Origin of the sequence: Psychrobacter sp. AOP3-A1-26 (assembly GCF_052378235.1) — a bacterium.
GTDB lineage: Bacteria > Pseudomonadota > Gammaproteobacteria > Pseudomonadales > Moraxellaceae > Psychrobacter.
The window spans coordinates 1-252 of the sequence record NZ_JBQSXN010000233.1; the positions used below are offsets into that span (position 1 = coordinate 1).

Consider the following 252-nt stretch of genomic DNA (forward strand, 5'->3'; position numbering starts at 1 on the left):
GAGACCATCCCGAATTCTGTGTAACTGCCGTTTAGATTAAATGCTTGCTGATACGGTCATCAAACATAATCATAAAGCGATTTAAAGCAGACGTCCAGTTACGGATTGGCATCGACCACTTTTTAGAGGCCTGCTGGGTTGCCAGATATACTACCTTGAATGCTGCCTGATCAGAGGGAAACACCTTACGCTTATTCACCGCCGTTCGAATCACACTGTTTAGCGACTCTATCGCATTGGTGGTATAAATCG

At 44.8% G+C, this 252-nt stretch carries 1 protein-coding gene; it reads right to left on the reverse strand.

The features are described 5' to 3' along the window. Positions 1-31 precede the first annotated feature (31 nt). Positions 32-252, reverse strand: a 221-nt coding sequence (locus ACT3TU_RS14420; protein WP_444784553.1) for a transposase, incomplete at its 5' end; no start/stop codon positions are given.